Annotated in this window: 19 protein-coding genes; 1 reads left to right on the top strand and 18 read right to left on the bottom strand. The window is 65.6% G+C overall.

Annotation, left to right across the window (positions count from 1 at the left end; translation table 11 throughout):
• Positions 1-208: 208 nt before the first annotated feature.
• From ACFWIX_RS07600 to truB, 12 genes are all read right to left on the bottom strand, one after another.
• Positions 209-694: a DUF1579 family protein gene (locus ACFWIX_RS07600; RefSeq protein WP_377215497.1), complete on the bottom strand. Its 486-nt coding sequence runs from the start codon at positions 692-694 to the stop codon at positions 209-211.
• Positions 695-790: 96 nt separating this feature from the next.
• Complete coding sequence (locus ACFWIX_RS07595) at positions 791-2,134, bottom strand: M16 family metallopeptidase (protein ID WP_377215496.1); 1,344 nt, start codon at positions 2,132-2,134, stop codon at positions 791-793.
• A gap of 112 nt (positions 2,135-2,246) precedes the next feature.
• Entirely contained in the window at positions 2,247-4,505 is a 2,259-nt protein-coding gene (locus ACFWIX_RS07590; protein WP_377215521.1) for a polyribonucleotide nucleotidyltransferase, read from the bottom strand.
• A gap of 241 nt (positions 4,506-4,746) precedes the next feature.
• Positions 4,747-5,016 carry a 30S ribosomal protein S15 gene (gene rpsO / locus ACFWIX_RS07585; protein ID WP_377215495.1) on the bottom strand — a complete coding sequence of 90 codons (270 nt, stop codon included), beginning with the start codon at positions 5,014-5,016 and terminating at the stop codon, positions 4,747-4,749.
• A gap of 206 nt (positions 5,017-5,222) precedes the next feature.
• A complete protein-coding gene (gene kynU, locus ACFWIX_RS07580) occupies positions 5,223-6,482 on the bottom strand; it encodes a kynureninase (protein ID WP_377215494.1) in 1,260 nt (419 codons plus the stop codon).
• Entirely contained in the window at positions 6,479-7,333 is an 855-nt protein-coding gene (kynA, locus tag ACFWIX_RS07575) for a tryptophan 2,3-dioxygenase (protein ID WP_377215493.1), read from the bottom strand. The genes kynU and kynA overlap by 4 nt, the downstream gene beginning before the upstream one ends.
• Before the next feature lie 111 nt (positions 7,334-7,444).
• A complete protein-coding gene (locus tag ACFWIX_RS07570; protein WP_377215492.1) occupies positions 7,445-8,428 on the bottom strand; it encodes a bifunctional riboflavin kinase/FAD synthetase in 984 nt (327 codons plus the stop codon).
• A 121-nt stretch (positions 8,429-8,549) separates the two neighbouring features.
• A complete protein-coding gene (locus tag ACFWIX_RS07565; RefSeq protein ID WP_377215491.1) occupies positions 8,550-8,915 on the bottom strand; it encodes a helix-turn-helix transcriptional regulator in 366 nt (121 codons plus the stop codon).
• 22 nt (positions 8,916-8,937) lie between these two features.
• Positions 8,938-9,969: a TerC family protein gene (locus ACFWIX_RS07560; RefSeq protein WP_377215490.1), complete on the bottom strand. Its 1,032-nt coding sequence runs from the start codon at positions 9,967-9,969 to the stop codon at positions 8,938-8,940.
• A gap of 180 nt (positions 9,970-10,149) precedes the next feature.
• The gene (locus ACFWIX_RS07555) at positions 10,150-10,593 is read right to left on the bottom strand and encodes a hypothetical protein (protein ID WP_377215489.1); all 444 of its coding nucleotides are present in this window, start codon (positions 10,591-10,593) and stop codon (positions 10,150-10,152) included.
• Between the two features lie 19 nt (positions 10,594-10,612).
• Positions 10,613-10,966 (bottom strand): hypothetical protein, encoded by a 354-nt coding sequence (locus ACFWIX_RS07550; protein ID WP_377215488.1) that lies wholly within the window; start codon positions 10,964-10,966, stop codon positions 10,613-10,615.
• A 2-nt stretch (positions 10,967-10,968) separates the two neighbouring features.
• Positions 10,969-11,913 carry a tRNA pseudouridine(55) synthase TruB gene (gene truB, locus ACFWIX_RS07545; RefSeq protein ID WP_377215487.1) on the bottom strand — a complete coding sequence of 315 codons (945 nt, stop codon included), beginning with the start codon at positions 11,911-11,913 and terminating at the stop codon, positions 10,969-10,971.
• Between the two features lie 63 nt (positions 11,914-11,976).
• On the opposite strand from truB, the gene ACFWIX_RS07540 reads away from it, so the two are divergent.
• Positions 11,977-13,143 carry a pyridoxal phosphate-dependent aminotransferase gene (locus ACFWIX_RS07540; protein WP_377215486.1) on the top strand — a complete coding sequence of 389 codons (1,167 nt, stop codon included), beginning with the start codon at positions 11,977-11,979 and terminating at the stop codon, positions 13,141-13,143.
• 30 nt (positions 13,144-13,173) lie between these two features.
• Here the strand turns inward: ACFWIX_RS07540 and trxA are convergent, their stop codons facing one another.
• The 6 genes from trxA to rimP form a co-directional block, all read right to left on the bottom strand.
• Positions 13,174-13,614 (bottom strand): thioredoxin, encoded by a 441-nt coding sequence (gene trxA / locus ACFWIX_RS07535; protein ID WP_377215485.1) that lies wholly within the window; start codon positions 13,612-13,614, stop codon positions 13,174-13,176.
• An 80-nt stretch (positions 13,615-13,694) separates the two neighbouring features.
• Complete coding sequence (rbfA, locus tag ACFWIX_RS07530) at positions 13,695-14,210, bottom strand: 30S ribosome-binding factor RbfA (protein ID WP_377215484.1); 516 nt, start codon at positions 14,208-14,210, stop codon at positions 13,695-13,697.
• 78 nt (positions 14,211-14,288) lie between these two features.
• Complete coding sequence (gene infB, locus ACFWIX_RS07525) at positions 14,289-17,153, bottom strand: translation initiation factor IF-2 (protein WP_377215483.1); 2,865 nt, start codon at positions 17,151-17,153, stop codon at positions 14,289-14,291.
• Positions 17,154-17,305: 152 nt separating this feature from the next.
• Positions 17,306-17,668, bottom strand: a complete 363-nt coding sequence (locus tag ACFWIX_RS07520) for a YlxR family protein (protein WP_377215482.1) — start codon at positions 17,666-17,668, stop codon at positions 17,306-17,308.
• Between the two features lie 211 nt (positions 17,669-17,879).
• The gene (gene nusA, locus ACFWIX_RS07515; protein WP_377215481.1) at positions 17,880-18,857 is read right to left on the bottom strand and encodes a transcription termination factor NusA; all 978 of its coding nucleotides are present in this window, start codon (positions 18,855-18,857) and stop codon (positions 17,880-17,882) included.
• Entirely contained in the window at positions 18,857-19,471 is a 615-nt protein-coding gene (gene rimP / locus ACFWIX_RS07510) for a ribosome maturation factor RimP (protein ID WP_377215480.1), read from the bottom strand. The genes nusA and rimP overlap by 1 nt, the downstream gene beginning before the upstream one ends.
• Positions 19,472-19,558 lie beyond the last annotated feature (87 nt).

Genomic DNA, 19,558 nt, shown 5'->3' with positions numbered 1-19,558 from the left:
AACACCGTGCCCATCAACGCTGGCTTCATCGACGACCACGACCTCCACCCGGCACACCCCGCCTGGGACACCTACCCCTACCCCGACACACTCCCCGAAGACCCCATGGCATGGTTGTTTGAGCGGATGCCTGAACCCGCGGGAACCTAGGGTTTCGCCCGGTCCGTGCCAGCGCGCTGTTGGTCGGCCGCAGCCGGGGCAGGGTGCGTCAATCAGCCACGCGTCGGTAGCGCGACGTCATCAGGGGTCGGTAACCGCCGCCTTCCGGCAGGGCTGACGCTGCTCCCGAGCGGATTTCCGCAACATGGGTCAACAGGTCGCCGTCCACGCTGAGCGTGTGCCGGGTCGAGCCGCCGTCGCTGCGCCGTTCCACCCGGAGGACACCGTCGTGGACCACGCACCTGGTGGGCCCGTCCGGCACCGGACCGGCAGTGTCCACGTAGTACCAGAGGACGTCCTGATGCTGGGGATCCAGGGTAAAGATGCCGTGTCCTTCATAGTGGCTGCCGTCGGCCTCGGTATGCCGGTACGTCTGCACTACTGCGAAGCCCCCGGCCAGCCGTCGGTATGTCAGCTCGGCATCAACAGTGCGCGCGGGTCCCCAGGGGCCGGCGGGGATATCGGTGCTCCCTCGCCAGTGCCCCAGGAGGCTGGCCAATGCCGTGGACGGGTGGTCCGAACGGGCTGGGATCACGGTGTGCTCCGCCTTTTCTGGCAACTCGCGGGAATGAACCCATCCTATGCCCGGCGGTACCCTACGTCCTTAGTTACCTAAAGTCAGTTACTACACTCAGAGTCCGAAGGTTTCGGATTCCTCGAAGGGCCCCACCACAGTGACGGTGCGGGGGGCGGCAGCAAGCTCGGCTGCGAGGTCCTGGACCTGCTGGACCGTGACGTCCTTGATCAGGCGAAGGGTCTCGTCGATGTCCTGGTATTCACCGGACACGAGTTCAGCACGCCCCAGCCTCGACATCCGTGAGCCGGTGTCCTCGAGCGCCAACACGATTCCGCCACACAGTTGGCCGACTGCCTTGCGGAGCTCATCCTCCGTAATGCCGTGTTCTGCCAGCTTGTCCAGTTCGGCCCCCAGCAGTTCCAGCACCTGGCGCACCTTGGAGGGAGTGCAGCCGGCATACATGCCGAAGTACCCGGCATCCGCGTACGACGACGCAAAGGAATAGGTCGAATAGACCAAGCCCCGTTTCTCACGGATCTCCTGGAACAACCTGGAGGACATGCCACCGCCGAGCACGGCGTTGAGCACGCTCATGACATAGCGGCGGTCGTCGGTGGCCACAATGGTGGGGCAGCCCATTATGATGTTGGCCTGTTCCACCGCCCGCTTCACGACGTGGAGCCCGGCCGTACCGGTAATCAGTGCACGGTCTGTAGGGCGGCGGTCCACGGGTGCCGCGTCGGACTCCAGCGACCACCCGGCAGACTCGAGCGCGTCCACCACAAGGCCGCATACGACGTCGTGCTCCAGGCCGCCTGCGGCGGTAATCACCAGCTCGTCAGGCCGGTAGTAGCGCTGGTAATGGTCCCAGACCGAATCGCGTGCCACGGCGCGGATGGCGTCCGGTGTGCCGCCGATGGGGCGGCCCAACGGGTGGCTGCCGAGGACGGCGGCCACAAAGTGTTCGTGGGCAACGTCGGTGGGATCATCGCTGTCCATCGCGATTTCCTCCAGGATGACGTCGCGTTCCTGCTCCATCTCGGCGGGGTCGATCACTGCACCGGTGATCATGTCGGCAATCACGTCGATTGCCATCGGCAGGTCCGTATCCAGGACCCGCGCAAAGTAGCAGGTGCTTTCCTTGGCAGTAGCCGCGTTGGACTCCCCGCCGACTTCATCGAAGGCGGAAGCGATTTCAAGCGCCGTGCGGCGCTTGGTTCCCTTGAACAGCAGGTGCTCCAGGAAGTGGGTGGAGCCGTGCTGCCCCGGGGCCTCGTCCCGGGAGCCAACACCAACCCAGAAGCCGATGGTGGCTGAACGCTGCCCAGGCATCGCTTCGGTCAGTACCCGCACTCCCCCGGGCAGCACGGAGCGGCGGACTTCGGAGCCGCCGTCGGAGCCGTGGACCAGGGTGTCGCCGCGGTGGTTCTGCTCAAGCGGCAGGGGTACAACAGTCATTGAGGCCTTTCAGGAGGGGCAGCCGGATCTGGCTGCCATCGTAACAGCGGCGGGGCCGGTGGATCACCCACCGGCCCCGCCGATTCATGCTTAGGCCGGAGCCCGGAGCTGACTAGGCGTCAGCGCCTTCCGCCGGTTCGGTGGAGTGCGCGCGCTCAGCGTCGGCTGCGCCCTCTTCCTCGGCAACAACCGGTGCCAGCGAGAGCTTTCCGCGGTCGTCGATCTTGGTGATTTCCACCTGGACCTTCTGGCCGACGGACACAACGTCATCCACGTTGTCCACGCGCTTGCCGTTGGCCAGCTTGCGGAGCTCGGAGATGTGCAGCAGGCCGTCCTTGCCCGGGGTCAGGGACACGAAGGCACCGAAGGTGGTGGTCTTGACGACCGTGCCCAGGTAGCGCTCGCCGATTTCCGGAACCTGCGGGTTGGCAATGGCGTTGATGGCGGACCGTGCTGCATCTGCAGACGGACCGTCGGTAGCGCCAATGTAGACGGTGCCGTCGTCCTCAATGGAGATGTCGGCGCCGGTATCTTCCTGGATCTGGTTGATCATCTTGCCCTTGGGGCCGATGACCTCGCCGATCTTGTCCACGGGGATCTTCACGGCGATGACGCGCGGTGCGAACTCGGAGAGCTCGTCCGGGGTGTCGATGGCCGAGTTGATGACATCCAGGATGTGCAGGCGGGCTTCGCGGGCCTGCTTCAGTGCTGCAGCCAGGACCGATGCGGGGATCCCGTCGAGCTTGGTGTCCAGCTGGATGGCCGTGACGAACTCGGAGGTACCTGCCACCTTGAAGTCCATGTCGCCGAAAGCGTCTTCGGCGCCGAGGATGTCGGTGAGGGCAGCGTAACGGGTCTGGCCGTCAACCTGGTCGGACACCAGGCCCATGGCGATACCGGCAACGGCGGCCTTCAGCGGCACACCGGCGTTCAGCATGGACAGGGTGGAGGCGCAGACGGAACCCATCGACGTCGAACCGTTGGAACCGAGGGCCTCGGATACCTGACGGATGGCGTAGGGGAATTCCTCGCGGGACGGCAGGACGGGCACGAGTGCGCGCTCAGCCAAGGCACCGTGGCCGATTTCGCGGCGCTTGGGCGAACCCACGCGGCCGGTCTCGCCGGTGGAGTACGGCGGGAAGTTGTAGTTGTGCATGTACCGCTTGCGCGTGACCGGAGACAGCGAGTCAATCTGCTGTTCCATCTTGAGCATGTTCAGCGTGGTGACACCCATGATCTGGGTCTCGCCGCGTTCGAAGATGGCCGAACCGTGAACACGCGGCAGGACCTCAACTTCGGCAGTGAGCTGGCGGATGTCCGTCAGGCCACGGCCGTCGATGCGGATCTGTTCCTTGAGGATGCGCTGGCGCACAACATGCTTGGTGACCGACCGGAATGCAGCGGACAGTTCCTTCTCGCGGCCTTCGAACTGGCCTGCCAGGGACGCGAGGACCTCGTCCTTGAGTGCGTCGGAAGCGTTGTCGCGCTCCTGCTTGTCAGCGATCTGGAACACTGCAGCCAGCTTCTCGCCTGCAGCAGACTCGACGGCTGCGTAAGCATCGTCCTCGTAGTCCAGGAAGACCGGGAACTCGACGGTGGGCTTGGCAGCGCGTGCGGCCAGGTCGGCCTGGGCGTCGCAGAGGGCCTTGATGAACGGCTTGGCAGCCTCGAGGCCCTCGGAAACGACCTCTTCGGTGGGGGCAGTGGCGCCCTGTTCCTTGATGAGGTTCCACGAGTTGTCCGTGGCTTCTGCTTCTACCATCATGATGGCGACGTCGTCACCGGCAACGCGACCGGCAACCACCATGTTGAAGACGGAGTTCTCCAGCTGGGAGTGCTTCGGGAACGCCACCCACTGGGAGCCGTTCTCGTCTGCCACCAGGGCAACGCGCACGCCGCCGATGGGGCCGGAGAAGGGCAGGCCCGAAAGCTGGGTGGACATGGAGGAGGCGTTGATGGCAACGACGTCGTACAGCTCGTCCGGGTTGATGGCCAGGACGGTGACCACGATCTGGACCTCGTTGCGCAGGCCCTTGATGAAGGCGGGGCGCAGCGGGCGGTCCATGAGGCGGCAGGCCAGGATGGCTTCGGTGGATGGACGTCCTTCGCGGCGGAAGAACGAGCCCGGGATGCGGCCGGCGGCGTACATGCGCTCTTCAACGTCAACCGTCAGCGGGAAGAAGTCAAAGCCCTCGCGCGGGTGCTTGCCGGCGGTGGTGGCGGACAGCAGCGCGGTGTCTTCGTCGATGTACACCATCGCTGCGCCGGCTGCCTGCTTGGCAAGGCGGCCGGTTTCAAAGCGGATTACACGCTTGCCGAAGCGGCCATTGTCAATGACGGCTTCTGAGAACTGGATTTCGGGACCCTCCAAGAGAGTCACCTCCGTTTCTGTTTTACGGAAGTCCAGCCGCATCAACCCAGCCCAGCATCTGTCTACTGGCCCTGCACCCGGTCATCGATCGAGACCCACGGGCCGGGGCTTCGCATGGAAGCCGTTCCCGGGGATCACTACCGAGGACCGCGAATGCGTGATGCGGTTGATCCTCCTGTTTAGTTTTGGTTTGAAGAAGGCGGCCCGTTCCGTGGTTGGAATGGGCCGCCCCTAAGTCCGACTAGCGGCGCAGGCCGAGGCGCTCGATGAGCGAACGGTAGCGTGCGATGTCAGTCTTCTTGAGGTAGCTCAGCATGCGCTTGCGGCGACCAACCATGGCCAGCAGACCGCGCTGGGTGTGGTAGTCGTGCTTGTGCGCCTTCATGTGCTCAGTCAGATCCTTGATCCGCTGGGTCAGGACTGCAACCTGGACCTCGGGCGAACCGGTGTCGCCTTCGCCGGTTGCGTATTCCTTGATGATGGACTGCTTTACAGCGGCGTCAAGTGCCACAATAACTCCTAGAAAATGTGCCGTGAGGGCCCGGTCAGAAAATCACTGCCGGGTCTGCCCGCGCAGGTTTCCCGAACAAATCAGGGTTTCCCGAACATGGCAGGAACCAGCCGCCACGGACTGCAGCCGGATCCATCGCCCAGTTTACCGGCCGCGTGCCAATCTTGTCGAAAAGGCTGCAGGCCGGCGGTTCATTCGGCAACCGTTCAGCCGGCGAGTTCCGCCCGGATCGCGGCCATTCCCTGCAGGACCTCCCCGAAGCTGGTACTGAGGGGAGACAGGCCTACCCGGATGCCGTGCGGGGCCCGGAAATCCGGAATGACATCCTCGTCCCACAGCCCGGCCACCGTGGCCTTGGCGAAGTCCGGATGGTCCACGGTGATGTGGCTGCCACGCCCGGACGGGTCGCGCGGAGAGGCCAGCACGGCGCCCAAAGGGGCCAGCCACGCATCAAAAAGCTTCACCGCGAATCCGGTGAGCCGGAGCGACTTCTCCCGGATGGCGGCCATCGATGCTTCCTCGATCAGGTCCAGCGTGCCCTGCATGGCGATCATTCCGAAGATGGCCGGAGTGCCGCTGAGAAACCCGCGGATTCCTTCCGCCGGTTCATAGCCGGATGCCATTTCGAAGGCGTCCTTGCGCCCCATCCAGCCCCAGATGGGCTGCCGCAGCGAGCCAAGATGCCGGCTGTTCACATAGGCGAACGCCGGAGACCCGGGTCCGCCGTTGAGGTACTTATAGGTGCACCCGGCCGCGAAATCCACGCCGGCGTCGTCCAGCCCGATCTCCACCGATCCCGCGGAATGGCACAGGTCCCACACCACCAGGGCGCCGGCGTCGTGCACTGCTGCCGTGATGGCGGGGAGGTCGGCGAGGTGCGCTGAGCGATAAGCCACCTGGCTCAGGAGTACGACGGCGGTGCGCGGCCCCGCTGCCTGGCGCACCTGGTCAACGGTCACCCCGCCGGCAGGGTCGGGCTGGATCCAGCGAAGGGTCAGGCCCTCCTCGCGTGCGATACCTTCCACCAGGTAGCGGTCCGTGGGGAAGTTCTCGGTGTCCAGGAGGATTTCGTTGCGGCCGGGGTCGTTCACTGCCGCAAGGGCTGCGCGGATCAGCTTGTAGAGGACCACGGTGGTGGAGTCGGCAATGATCGTCTGGCCGGGCGCGGCCCCCAGCACCGCCCGGCCAAGCTGGTCACCAATGGCCCGTGGCAGGTCGAGCCACTGCTCGTCCCAGCCGCGGATCAGCCGTCCGCCCCACTGGTCCGTGATGAACGCAGCGACATCCTCGGCGGTACGCTTCAGCGGCCGGCCCAGGGAATTGCCGTCCAGGTAGGACAGCGGAGAATCGGTGCCGATAAAGTGCTGCCGATAGGGGGCCAGGGGATCCCGGGCATCGAGTTCCGCAGCGCGAAGCCGGAGTTCGCCTGCGGCTGGCATGCTGTCAATTTCCTGCTGGATGCTCATTGTCCGATCTCCGTCCTGACAGCGAAAAGTTCCGGGAAGAACGTCAGCTCCAGGGCCTTCTGGAGGAAAGCGACACCGCTGGACCCGCCGGTTCCGCTCTTCATGCCGATGGTCCGCTGGACGGTCCGCAGGTGCCGGAAGCGCCACAACTGGAAGTTGTCCTCGAGGTCCACGAGTTCCTCGCACGCCTCATACGCGCCCCAGTTGTCCGCAGCGTGCTCGTAGATGTGCTTGAACAGCGGGACAAGTTCCGGAGTGAACTCGTGGGCCCGGGTCACGTCGCGCTCCAGGACCGATGCCGGCACGGCGAGGCCCTGTCTGGAAAGGTAGGCCAGGAACTCGTCGTAGATGCTGGGCGAGCCAAGTAGCTCCGCGAGCATCACGTGCGACTCCGGGTCTGATTCAAAAACGTCCAGCATCTTGCGGTTCTTGTTGCCCAGGACGAACTCCACGGCACGGTACTGCGCTGACTGGAACCCCGAAGAGTTGCCCAGGAACCCCCGGAACTGCGAATACTCCGTGGGGGTCAGCGTGGCCAGGACTGACCATTGTTCGGTCAGTGTCTTCTGGATGTGCTTGACGCGGGCAATGCCCTTCAGCGCGGAGCCGAGGTCGTCCGCGCGGAGCCACGCCGCGGCGCTGCGCAACTCGTGGAGCACCAGCTTCAGCCACAGCTCCGTGGTCTGGTGCTGGATGATGAACAGCAGTTCGTCGTGGTGCTCGGGTTCGCTCACCGGCTGCTGTGCGCTCAGCAGCGTTGGCAGCTGCAGATAGGACGAATAGCTCATCCGGGAACTGAAATCGCGGACGATCCCCTTCTCCAGCTTCCGGGTGTTCTTCTCCACTGGCACTGGCGGGCCTTCCTGTCTGGCCGGCAGTTCTGGTGCCGGGCGGTGGGGGCGGAACAGCCGCCCGGCCGGTTGGCGGCGGGACGGCAGCGTCGCAGCCTGCGGGGTGCCCGGCTAGTGGCTGCGTAACAGATCGTGCGTCTGGACAACGTCCAGCCGCATTTGCTCAACGAGCGCTTCCGGCCCACGATAGGCCACCATCCCCCGCAGCCGGGAGACGAATTCCACCACTACTGTCTGGCCGTAGAGATCGAAGTCCTCCACGGCTTCCTTGGGCCGGTCAATAACGTGCGCCTCGACCTGACGGCTGACGCCGTCGAACGTGGGATTGGAACCTACCGAAATGGCTGCGGGCCAGCGCTTTCCGGCTTGGTCCACCAACCAGCCGGCGTAGATGCCGTCCGCGGGAATCAGCCCGGAGGCATCCGGGGAAAGGTTGGCGGTGGGAAAGCCCAGCGCACGTCCGCGGGCGGCGCCGTGCACTACCTCGCCCCGCATCCGGTGCGGCCTGCCCAGGACCGCAGCGGCGGTGGCCACGTCGCCCTCGCGCAACGCCTCGCGCACCCAGGTGGAGGAACAGCGGCGGTCCTTGCCGTCGTCCTCGTGCAGAGGGTAGCCCTCTGAACCGAATTCGCTGATGACCTGGACGTCGAAGCCGAACTTCCCGCCGAGCTCCTTCATGGTGTCCAGGTCGCCGGAGTTGCCGCGGCCGAAGCGGGCATCGTGGCCGATCACCACCTGGCTCGCGTGGAGGCAGTCCACCAGGTACTGCCGGACGAACTCCTCCGGGGTCAGGCTGGCCAGGTCCAGCGAGTACTTCATGACCAGCACGGCATCAAGGCCCAGTTCGCCCAAGGCTTCCAGCTTGTCCGGCAATCCCATGATCATTTCCGGCGCAGCCTCGGGGCGGTGGATCACGGCAGGGTGTGGATCAAAGGTGACGGCCACCGATTTGGCGCCGGAGAGGCGGGCTGAGCGGATCAGCTGGGACAGCACCTGCTGGTGACCCCTGTGGACGCCGTCGAAGTTTCCGAAGGTGACCACGGAAGGGCCAAAGTCCGCCGGGACCTCGGCCGGATCGTTCCAGATGTAGACCATCACCCTCGCCTTAACAGCTTGCAAGTATCAATGTTCGGGCCCGGTACCGGCCGCGGAACTCTCTAAGATTACCTGCATTCGAGGGTTTGCCAGGACGCCGGGAAAGCCGTGGGCAGGGCTGTTACTGCTCCCCCGCCGCGCTGCCGCCCGGCAGGGGCCCGGTAAAGAGGCTGATGAGCCCGTCCACTTCCTGCGCGGCCGTCGAGGGATGCCGGAAATGTTGATGGGGCCGGATGATGTAATGCGTCCTGCGCCCCACCCTTGACCGTTGCAGATACCCGCCCTCTTCAAGGTCCTTGAGGATCTGCAGGGCCGCACGGGTGGTGATGCCCACGCGCTCGGCGATGTCGGTTACGCGGATGTCCGGGTACCGTGCCACAGACAGCAGGACATGCCCGTGGTTGGTCAGGAACGTCCAGGCGGGCCGGGTGTTCCCGCCTGGACGTGGAGCGTCATGGCCGCTGTCGATGGAATTTTCAGCTGTCATGGATGCTCCGTTGTTTTCGGGGTCATGGATGGTTGGTGCTGCTTGGTTCCCGGCGGCGCCACAACGGTTCAAGGGCTGCCATCTCTTCGGGGGATGCTGTCCCGAACGGTGCACCCTCCGGCGCGGGAAGCGGCCGGCGGCCCTGGCCCCGGGTTGCCCACAGGCTTGCTGCCACGGCCACGAGGAGGATGGTCACGATAACCGCCAGGGAAACCGGGGTGGGGATGTAGTAGACGTCGATCTTCAGGAACATCTTGATGCCCACCCAGATCAGGACAAGCGCCAGGCCGGTCTTCAGGTAGACGAACCGGTGGATAAGGTCGGCCAGCAGGAAGTACATGGCGCGTAGTCCCAGGATGGCAAACGCGTTCGCGGTGAAGACCAGGAAGACCTCATCGGTAACGGCGAAGATCGCTGGGATGGAGTCCACGGCGAAGACGATATCCGTGGCCTCCACGAGGACCAGAACTGCGAGCAGTGGGGTGGCCAGAAGGACTCCCCGGCGCCGGATCAGGAAACGTTGCCCGTGGAAGTCATTAGTCATGGGAACGTGGCGGCGGAAGAGCTTCAGCGCCCGGGATTTTTCGGGGTCCAGCAGGTCGTCCCGGTGCCGGACCATCCGGAAGCCGGTGACAAGCAGGAATGCCGCAAAAATATACAACACCCACTCCGCGCTGGTGATGATGGCGGCGCCGCCGGCAATGAAGATGCCGCGGAACAGCAGTGCGCCCAGAACGCCGAAAAACAAGACGCGGTGCTGGTATTCCCGGGGCACCGCAAAGTAGGTAAAAATAATGGCCCAGATAAAGACGTTATCCACCGCGAGGGACTTCTCGATCAGGTAGCCGGCAAAATATTGCTGGCCAAACTCCGCCCCGTAGACCTGCCACACCAGTACGCCAAAACCTACGCCAAAAGCGACCCAGACCACGGACCACAATGCGGCCTCCCGCACCCCAATCACATGGGCCTTGCGATGGGCAAAAAGGTCAAGGGCAAGCATCAGAACCATGAAGAGAAGTACGGCCAGCCAGGCCCATAAAGGAACATTCATCAGGGGAAACCCGCTTCCAGTCAGATATATACCAACCGGAGGTCTTTCCCGGCTCCGCCGGAGCCTGCCCCGCCGGACCGCTCAGGGGCGGTCGGATTGACGACGAAGCATTCGGGGGATACTCCCCTCCACACAAAACAGTGAAGCATATTTCATGTGTCGAGACAACAAACAGGGCACTCAGCCCGCAGCAGGCACCGCGCCCCGGGGACGCCGCCGGTAAAGCCAGGCCAGCCCAAGGATTGGCAGCACCAGCGGCACAAAGCCGTAGCCGCGGCCGAACATCGACCATACGGTTTCATGCGGGAATTGCACCGCATCGAAGATGCTCAGGGCACCCACTACCAGTACGCCCACCAGCTCCACCAGCACCGCGGCCAGCGACACTTTGAACCAGGTCCGTCCGGACTTTGCGAGGGAAACGGTGGCCACTACATATACGAGGGCCGCGAAGGCAGAGAGCAGGTATGCCAGAGGCGCCTCGGAAAACTTGGTGAGGATCTGGTAACCGGCCCGGGCGGACGCGGAGATCGCGAAAATCGCGTAGACCGCGATCAGGAGCCGGCCGGGACCGGTGTTGCGGGTGTTCGCTGCGGCAGCTGCCGTCCCGGACTTCTCTTTCACGATGGATGATTCTTCCACTTCAGTACCAGATCTGGTTCATGCGGGCGGCCATGACCAGTGCAGTCACGCCCACCGCGGCGAGTACAAAGTTGCTCCAGCGGGTCCGTTCGAGGATGGACCAGTACACTGCGGCGGGCGGCAGCAGCAGCGCCGTCACCAGGTAGCCCCAGAATTCCCATGCCTCCCCCGCGATCGGCTCACCGGCGATGACCCGCACGATCGAGCCCACCAGGTAGACCAGGAGGGCAAGTTCGACGGCGGCCACCGACAGGATGGTGATGTCGTTCGGGGCCTTCTTCATGATGCCGGCCGCCAGGCAGATGCCCGTGGACAGCAGCCCGACCACCAGAATGATGTAGAAATACGCGTCCACGCTCAGGCCTCTCCGGCCGCGGAGGTGGCGGCGGTACCTGAACCGGTCCCCGGCGCGAACACCAGCACTGGCTTGGCATGGCTACCGCTGTCTGCCAGCAGCGCCACGAGGCTACCGTCCGGGGCGAACGCGGCAGCCGGATGGTCTGCGGTCGCAGCGGAGGTGCTTCCGGCCGGGGCGCCGGAGGCGATGCGCCGGCCAAAGGAAATCTCCGTGGTCTCCTCGGCCGTAAGCTCGCGGATTGGCATGAGTGCGCGGGCCGCGTCTGCAATGTCCAGGACGCTAAGCTCCTCAGCCAGCTGCTCCAGGGTCCGGGCCTGGTCCAGCGAATAGGGGCCGACGTGCGTGCGGCGCAGCGCCGTCAGGTGCCCGCCGACGCCCAGGGCGGTGCCCAGATCCCGGGCCAACGCCCGGATGTAGGTACCGGAAGAACACTCGACGGTGACATCCAGGTCGACCACGTCGGTCCCGGCCAGACGGCGGATGGAGTGCACCTCGAAGCGGTGGATGGTGACCGGGCGGGCGGCGAGCTTGACGTCTTCCCCCGAGCGCACGCGCGCATAGGCCCGTTCACCGTTGACCTTAATGGCACTGACGCTGCTGGGCACCTGTTGGATTTCACCGGTGAGGGCCGTCACGCCGTCGTAAATTGCCTGCTCAGCCACGGCGGAGGCGGAGGCCGAGGCGGTAACCTCGCCCTCGGCGTCGTCCGTAACTGTTGACTGGCCCAGCCGGATGGTGGCCGTATAGGTCTTCGTCGTGCCCACGATGTAGGTAAGCAGGCGGGTGGCCTTGTTGATACCCACTACCAGGACGCCGGTGGCCATGGGATCAAGGGTCCCGGCGTGGCCCACTTTCCGGGTGCCGGCGATCCGCCGCATCCGGCCAACCACATCGTGGCTGGTCCATCCCTGCGGTTTGTCCACTATCACCAGTCCAGAAAGCACGCTTCCCAGTATATGGGCGACGCCGCGCGCCCCGCCCACCGGTGGGCGGCTAGGATGGCAGGCATGCCTGAGCTTGCCGCCCATGTCCGCGACGTGCCCGTCAACCAGATCCGCGAGATCACCGAAGCTGCGTGGCGCACCCCCGGCGCCCTGGTCCTCAGCATTGGCGAACCGGGCTTTCCGCTTCCCCGCCACGTCCTGGAGGCAGGCATGGCATGCCTGGACCGGGACGAAACCAACTACACGCCCAATGCGGGCCTTCCGGCACTACGGGAGGCATTTGCGGCGAGGTTCCGGGAACGCACCGGGTTGAACGGGGAAACGGGCATCGGCGCGGACCGCGTCTACGTAGTGGACGGAGCCCAGCAGGGCCTGCATTTCGCCATGAGCCTGCTGCTCTCCCCCGGCGATGAAATCCTCATTCCCAACCCGGGCTACCCCACCTTTGCCATGACCAGCCGGCTGCTCAACGCCGTGCCCGTGGGCTATCCGCTGTATCCGGAGCATTCGTTCCAGCCGCGGACCGCGGACATCGAGGCGCTGATTACGGAGCGCACGCGCGTGCTGGTGCTGAACTCGCCGTCGAATCCCCTGGGCGCCGTGCTCAGCGAGGACATGACCCGCGAGCTGGTGGAGCTGGCCCGGCGGCACGATCTGTGGATCATCGCCGATGAGTGCTACGAGGCCTTTACTTACGACGTTCCGCACGTAAGCCCGGCAAAGTACGACGGCGGCACGCCGGGTGACGCGCGCGTGTTCACGTCGCTGACACTCTCCAAAACGTACGGGCTCACGGGCCTCCGGATCGGCGCGCTGATCTGCCCTCCGGGCCTGGAGCAGAAGATGGACAACGTGATGGAGTCGATCGTTTCCTGCGTGGCATCCCCGTCGCAGTATGCAGCCCTGGCCGCGCTCACCGGACCCCAGCACTACGTCCGGGAGGCGCACCAGCATTACCGGGAGAACCGGGACGCAGCCTCCGCCGCCCTCGACGCGAAGGGCATCCCCTACCTGACCGCGGAAGGCGCCTTCTACCTGTGGGCGGACGTGTCCCATGCCAGCGGAGGGGATGTGCGCGGCTGGGTGCGGCGCTTCCTGAACGACTCCGGCGTGGCGCTGGCCCCCGGCACGGCATTCGGATCCATCGGCGAAGGCTGGGTGCGCATCGCATTGTGCGGGCGGAAAGACGAACTCCTCGAAGGGCTGTCGCGCCTGCCGGCACGGGACTGACGGTCCCGACGCCCTTGGCTCGGCGCTGAACTACCTGCCTGCTTTGGCCAGTGCCGCGGCCAGCCATGACCGCAGGGCCTGGGCCGGTGCCGCGCCGGCCTGCCGCTCAATCACTGCGCCGTCCACCATAACCATCAGCGTGGGGATGGCCTGGACATCGAACCTGCGCGAGAGGCCGGGGGCCTTGTCCACGTCCACCTTGACGAGCTTGATCCTGCCGGGCTGCTCCCTGGCCAGCTTGTCCAGCGCCGGGCTCACCATCCGGCACGGCCCGCACCACTCCGCCCAGAAATCCACCAGCACGGGAACCGGCGACTGTTCGGCCACATCCGCGAAATCCGCGTCCCCTGCATCCACGATCCACGGAAGATCCCCCTTGCAGTTGCCGCAGCGGGGGCGCCCCGGAGCCGCAGCGGGAATGCGGTTGGTCTTGCCGCAGGAGGGGCAGGTGATCAAGGATGCAGCCGTCATAGCTAGATCCTAGCCATGACAGCACAGGAAAGCCCGGACCAGTAGCGGTCCGGGCTTTCTCCACGCAACGGGTGTCTCCGCTACTTTCGCGCGTTGCCGTCCTCGTCGATGCCGTCGTCATCACTGAGGTCGAGGTCCTCTTCGTCGAAGTCGTCTTCGTCGATTTCCACGTCGCCAGAAGCGTCGCTCCGGTACGGATCGGGGTCCCCTGCGTGCCGGGCCTGTGCGGCCAAAGCGGCAACCTCGGCGTCACGCTTCTTGGCCTCCCTCAGCAGCTCCTCGAGGTTGGAAGCAACGACGGGAATCTGATCGGCCACGAACTCCAGGCTGGGAGTCAGCCGGACAGTGATGTTCCGCCCCACTTCCTGCCGCAGCACGCCCTTGGCCTTCTCCAGTCCCTTGGCAGCGTCGGCCTGCACGGCCTGGTCCCCAAAGACGGTGTAGTAGATCGTGGCGTGCTGCAGGTCGTTGGTCACCCGGGCATCGGTGACGGTAATGCCTTCAAGCCGGGGGTCCTTGACCTTGCGGCCCAGGGCCTCGGCAACAACAACCTTAATCCGCTGCGCCAACTTGGCAGCACGTGCCGGATCAGCCATATCCACTCCTCAATTAGTGTTACGACGGCGGGGCGCCCCCGGATTCCGGAGGCTCCCCGCCCATGGTACGAAACCGGACTAGACGCGCGGCTTCTCGCGCATCTCGAAGGTCTCGATGATGTCGCCCTCGGCAATATCGTTGTACGAGCCGAGGCCGATACCACACTCGAAGTCCGTGCGGACCTCGGTGGCGTCGTCCTTGAAGCGCTTGAGCGTCTCAACGGTGAGGTTGTCGCCGATGATCTTGCCGTCGCGGCTGATGCGGGCCTTCGTGTTACGGCGGATGATGCCGGAACGGACGATGGAACCGGCAATGTTGCCGAACTTGGAGGAACGGAACACTTCGCGCACCTCGGCCGTACCCAGCTGGAACTCTTCGTATTCCGGCTTGAGCATGCCCTTGAGAGCCGCTTCGATGTCGTCGATCGCGGAGTAGATGACCGAGTAGAAGCGCATGTCCACGCCTTCGCGGTCTGCCAGTTCGGCAACCCGTTCGGCCGGCTTGACGTTGAAGCCGATGATGACGGCGCTGTCCACAGTGGCCAGGTTGACGTCGTTCTGCGTGATGGCACCCACACCGCGGTGGATGACGCGCAGCTGCACGCCTTCGCCGACGTCGATCTTGAGCAGGGCGTCTTCGAGGGCTTCCACGGCACCGGACACGTCACCCTTGAGGATGAGGTTGAGGGTGTCGATCTTGCCTTCGGCCACTGCCTGGTCGAAGTCTTCGAGGCTGATGCGCTTGCGGCGCTTGGCCAGCGCGGCGTTGCGGTCGGCAGCTTCGCGCTTCTCGGCGATCTGGCGGGCGGTGCGCTCGTCAGCGGTCACGAAGAAGGTGTCACCTGCACGCGGGACGTTGGACAGACCCAGGACCTGCACGGGGCGGGACGGGCCTGCCTCGGTCAGGGCGCTGCCGTCGTCGTCGAACATCGCACGGACGCGGCCGTGGGCCGTGCCTGCCACGATGGTGTCGCCGACGCGCAGGGTTCCGGACTGCACCAGGACGGTTGCCACGGCACCGCGGCCCTTGTCCAGGTTGGCTTCGATCGCGATACCGCGGGCGTCCTTGTTCGGGTTGGCGCGCATGTCCAGGGCAGCGTCCGCGGTGAGGAGGACTGCCTCCAGCAGGTCGTCAATGTGCAGGTTCTGGCGGGCAGAGACCTCCACGAACATGGTGTCGCCACCGTATTCTTCGGGAACCAGGCCGTACTCGGTCAGCTGGCCGCGGACCTTGTCCGGGTTGGCGCCTTCCTTGTCGATCTTGTTCACGGCCACGACGATCGGCACGTTGGCCGCCTGGGCGTGGTTGAGGGCTTCAACGGTCTGCGGCATGACGCCGTCGTCCGCGGCCACCACCAGGATGGCAATGTCCGTGACCTTCGCACCACGGGCACGCATGGCGGTGAACGCCTCGTGGCCCGGGGTATCGATGAAGGTGATCTTGCGGTCTTCACCCTCGTGGTTGTGCGTGACCTGGTAAGCACCGATGTGCTGCGTGATGCCGCCGTGCTCCCCGGCCATGACATCCGACTTGCGGATGGCGTCCAGCAGGCGGGTCTTACCGTGGTCCACGTGGCCCATGACGGTGACAACCGGAGGACGTGCCTCAAGTTCCTCGTCGCCTTCAGCTTCGAGCTCGGCATCGAAGTCGATGTCGAAGCTGGAGAGCAGCTCACGCTCCTCGTCTTCCGGGGAAACAACCTGGAGCTTGTAGCCGAGCTCCTCGCCCAGCAGGGCAAAGGTCTCTTCGTCCAGCGACTGGGTAGCCGTGGCCATCTCGCCGAGGTGGAAGAGAACGGTGACCAGCGCGGCGGGGTTTGCCTCGATCTTGTCGGCGAAGTCCGTGATGGAACTGCCGCGGCGCAGGCGGATAACGGTGTTGCCGTCGCCGCGGGGTACGCTCACGCCACCCAGCGACGGTGCGCTCATCTGCTCAAGTTCCTGGCGCTTTGCGCGCTTCGACTTGCGCTGCTTGCCACGGCCTGCGCCGCCCTTGCCGAAGGCACCCTGGGTACCGCCGCGGCCGCGGCCGCCCTTACCGAAGCCACCGCCGGCGGGAGCACCGCCGCCGCCACCGGGACCGCCGGTGCCGGGAGCACCGGGGCGTCCGGGACCGCGGCCGCCGCCCGGACGGCCTGCCCCTGCGGGTGCGGGACGCTCAGTGCGGTTGGGCATCATGCCCGGAGTAGGACGGTTTCCGCCGGCACCACCGGGACGCGGTGCGCCCGGACGCGGGCCGCCTGCGCCTGCTGCGGGGCGGGGACCGCCCGCACCTGCTGCCGGACGCGGACCGCCGGGACGGGGACCGCCCGCACCGGCCGCGGGACGCGGACCGCCGGGACGTTCACCGTCAGTGCGGCCGCCGCCGGGACGGGGCATGCCCTGCGAGGTGGCGAAGGGGTTGTTGCCCGGGCGGGGAGCACGCTCACCGTCGCCGCCGCGGCCGCGGGGCATGCCCTGGGACGTGGCGAAGGGGTTGTTGCCCGGGCGGGGACCGCCGGGGCGGGGGGCCGATGCGCCGGACGCAGCGCCGCCCTGGCGGGGAGCCGGAGTTTCGGCCTTGGGGGCCGGGCGTGCACCGGGCTTGGCGCCGGTGGAGGGTGCTGCGGGGGCAGCCGGGGCCGCAGCTGCGGCGGGTGCCTGGGGTTCCGCAGGAGCGGGCGCTTCGGCCTTGGGAGCCGGAGCCTTGGGCGCAGCCGGACCGGGGGCCGGTGCTGAAGGACGTGATTCTCCCGCGGGGGCAGGCGCCTTGGGGGCGGCGGCCGGGGCTGCGGACTTCGCAGCGGCGTCCGGGAAGGCGTTGCGCAGTTTGCGGACAACGGGGGCCTCAATGGTGGATGAGGCGGAGCGAACGAATTCGCCCAGTTCCTGCAGTTTCGTCACTGCATCTTTGGAAGTAATACCGAGCTCTTTGGCGAGCTCGTGTACGCGGACCTTGGCCACATTTCTCCTGTCTCGGTCCGCACCGAGCCAGGCACGAACCGTCTACTTCTTACTGCGGGCCCCAGCCGCGATTGGTGCAGCAGGGCCCATTGCAGAGCGCAACAAAGTTGTCATCGTTGCGCACTCATCGCTGGGAACTCATCGGGTTTCCATCAGATTTCTGACCCGCTTTCAGGTTGGACGGTAGGTGTTGCGGCCACCGGGGCAGCTGCAACGTTCGTGCCTTGCGTGATCCGGCGTTCGACGGCGGCAGTTCCGGTTGCGCCGTTAAGGGCACGTCCGAATGCACGCCGTTTGACCGCCAGGGCCAGGCACGATTCGCTGGGGTGCAGCCATGCACCCCGGCCAGCCATCCGGCGTCGTTCATCCACCAGGACAGCGGATGATCCGCTGCCTTCGGCGACGAGCCGGAGCAACTCTGACCGCAGCCCCTTCTTCCGGCATCCGATGCAGGTGCGTTCAGGCTGATTCCCGGGGTCTAGTACTTCTGCCACGGTGATCGTCCTGACGTTCATATCTGCTGGCCAGAGGGTTACCCGCCCTGCTGCTGCAGGGTGGCACGCCCAAGGCGCACGGCTGCCGGCCGTAAGGCGCGGTCCTCTTCATTCTAGCCCCTTCGGGCGGTGTGACCCGAACCGGAGGGCCTCGCCGGGCCCGTCGGGACCCCGCCAGGCCGGCCGGCAGCGCTGCCGCATGGGGTCAGCCGCCGGAGGTCGGCTACCGGCGTCAGCCTGCCTGGGTAGCGGCGTCGGAGACGATATCGATGCGCCAGCCGGTCAGCTTGGCGGCGAGCCGGGCATTCTGGCCTTCCTTGCCGATGGCGAGGGAGAGCTGGTAGTCGGGAACCACCACGCGGGCGGACCTGGTGGATTCGTCGGTGATGGTGACGGAATTCACACGCGAAGGGGACAGTGCGCTGGCGATGAAGGTGGCGGGGTTCTCGCTGTAGTCGACGATGTCGATCTTCTCGTCGTTCAGCTCCGTCATGACGGCGCGGACGCGCGAACCCATTTCACCGATGCACGCCCCCTTGGCGTTGATGCCGGGGATGTTGGCCTTGACGGCGATCTTGGTACGGTGGCCGGCTTCGCGGGCCAGTGCCACGATCTCCACCGAGTGGTCTGCGATTTCCGGCACTTCCAGTTCGAACAGTTTCCGGACCAGGCCCGGGTGGGAACGGGACAGCGTGACCGACGGACCCTTGGAGCCGCGGTGGACGTCGATCACCAGGGCGCGCAGGCGGTTGCCGTGCAGGTACTTCTCGCCGGGAACCTGCTCGGGCGGCGGAAGCAGCGCCTCCACTGCCCCCAGGTTGACCTGGATCATGTGCGGGTTGTTGCCCTGCTGGATGGTGCCTGCCACGAGTTCACCCTCACGGCCTTTGAACTCGCCGAGGACGTTGTCGTCCTCGGCGTCGCGCAGGCGCTGCAGGATGATCTGGCGCGCGGTGCTGGCGGCAATGCGGCCGAACCCGGCAGGGGTGTCCTCGAACTCACCGATGGGGGCACCGTCGTCGTCAATCTCAGTCGCCCAGATGGTGACGTGCCCGCTCTTGCGGTCCAGCTCGGCACGGGCCTTCTCGAAGGCACCGGGCGACTTGTGGTACGCCACCAGGAGCGCCTGCTCGATGGTGGGGATCAGGAGGTCCAGCGGGATTTCACGCTCACGCTCCAGAAGTCTCAGTGCGCTCATGTCAATATCCATCAGGCCTCCTCAGAAGGTCCATTGTGTCCAGGTTCCAGACCATCCCCGGAAAGGTGGCTGAATTCGATCTCGACTTTTCCGCTGCGGATCCTGTCGAAAGGAAGTTTTATAGGTTCGCCCTGCTTGGGCTTCATGCCCTTCTTGACGGCGATTTCGGGGACCAGGGCCACACCGCCGTCGTCCACCGACTGGATGCGGCCGGTGACGTTCTCGCCCTGCACCACGTTCACCTTCACCATGCGGCCCTTGGCGCGGTGCCAGTGGCGGGGTTCGGTGAGGGGCCGGCCGACACCCGGAGAAGAGACCTCGAGGTCATAGGGGCGGCCGTCGTCGTTGGGATCGTTGTCCAGCACGTCAGAGAGCACCTTGGAGATGTCCGCGATGACGTCAAGGCTGACGCCGCCGGTCTCCTCCTGGGGCAGGTCCACCACTACATGCACCACGCGGTGTGAGCCGGCGACAATGCTGACGTCCTCGAGGTACAGGCGGTTGGCCTGGACCGCGGGCTCAAGGAGCGCCCGGAGCCGGGCTGCTTCGGGGTTCGGGGCCGGTGCAGACTCAGCCTGACCCGTTCCGGTGTGGTCTGGTGAAGCCGTGGCTTCTGCATTGCTCACGATGCCGGCCGCCCTCCTTATAGGTGATGTTGTGTGTACTAGCGTAGCTATTTTACCGGCAGAGTGGTGGACACAGTTTTCTGCCGG

This window comes from Pseudarthrobacter sp. NPDC058362 (assembly GCF_042723515.1).
In the GTDB taxonomy this organism is placed as follows: domain Bacteria; phylum Actinomycetota; class Actinomycetes; order Actinomycetales; family Micrococcaceae; genus Arthrobacter.
Note: the sequence above shows the minus strand (reverse complement) of the source record. Positions and strands in the feature narration are given on the sequence as shown.

Coding starts and splice junctions, on each gene's coding strand:
- ACFWIX_RS07595 (WP_377215496.1), bottom strand. CDS start 2,134: ATGACTGTTGTACCCCTGCCGCTTGAGCAGAACCACCGCGGCGACACC.
- kynU (WP_377215494.1), bottom strand. CDS start 6,482: ATGAGCATCCAGCAGGAAATTGACAGCATGCCAGCCGCAGGCGAACTC.
- ACFWIX_RS07570 (WP_377215492.1), bottom strand. CDS start 8,428: ATGGTCTACATCTGGAACGATCCGGCCGAGGTCCCGGCGGACTTTGGC.
- ACFWIX_RS07565 (WP_377215491.1), bottom strand. CDS start 8,915: ATGACAGCTGAAAATTCCATCGACAGCGGCCATGACGCTCCACGTCCA.
- ACFWIX_RS07560 (WP_377215490.1), bottom strand. CDS start 9,969: ATGAATGTTCCTTTATGGGCCTGGCTGGCCGTACTTCTCTTCATGGTT.
- ACFWIX_RS07540 (WP_377215486.1), top strand. CDS start 11,977: ATGCCTGAGCTTGCCGCCCATGTCCGCGACGTGCCCGTCAACCAGATC.
- trxA (WP_377215485.1), bottom strand. CDS start 13,614: ATGACGGCTGCATCCTTGATCACCTGCCCCTCCTGCGGCAAGACCAAC.
- rbfA (WP_377215484.1), bottom strand. CDS start 14,210: ATGGCTGATCCGGCACGTGCTGCCAAGTTGGCGCAGCGGATTAAGGTT.
- ACFWIX_RS07520 (WP_377215482.1), bottom strand. CDS start 17,668: ATGAACGTCAGGACGATCACCGTGGCAGAAGTACTAGACCCCGGGAAT.
- nusA (WP_377215481.1), bottom strand. CDS start 18,857: ATGGATATTGACATGAGCGCACTGAGACTTCTGGAGCGTGAGCGTGAA.